General features: G+C 62.6%; 1 pseudogene. It reads right to left on the bottom strand.

What is annotated here, in order from left to right:
* Positions 1–458 (bottom strand): annotated as a pseudogene (locus tag U5775_RS39045) (hypothetical protein); the annotation flags it as partial.
* Positions 459–486: the final 28 nt, after the last annotated feature.

The raw sequence follows: 486 nt of genomic DNA on the forward strand, positions 1-486 counted from the left end.
TTGTGCAGCGCCACCGGCGTGGTCGAATCCGTGCCGCCCAGCGTCACCGAATCCATCGACGAATCGTCGTAGTGCACCGCCAACTGATCCGAAATACCACCCGTGGTCAGCGCATTCAGCGCATCGCCCACGTTGTTATAGTTCGTGCCGCCGATGGTGTAGGTCGGATTCACGATCGATCCATCCGCACCAACCGTCGCATTGCCGCCAAATGCCGATACTGCGCTCGTCAACTGGCTGACGTTCACCGCGTCGGTGCTGGCGGTACCGGCCGCCACATAGACGACCTGGCGCTGCTTGCTGGCCGAGCCCACCGAAACACTGTTCGCACGATCCGCGACCGAGGAAGCACCCAGCGCAACAGAGTTCGGCGCGGTACTGGCGACCTTGGCCCCCCTGCCGAACGCAATCGAATTCGCCGCCTGCGCGTCCACATTTGCCGACTGACCAACCGCCATGGAATTCGTGGCGGAAGCGAAAGTGGAG

This window comes from Paraburkholderia sp. J63, assembly GCF_905220245.1.
GTDB lineage: Bacteria > Pseudomonadota > Gammaproteobacteria > Burkholderiales > Burkholderiaceae > Paraburkholderia.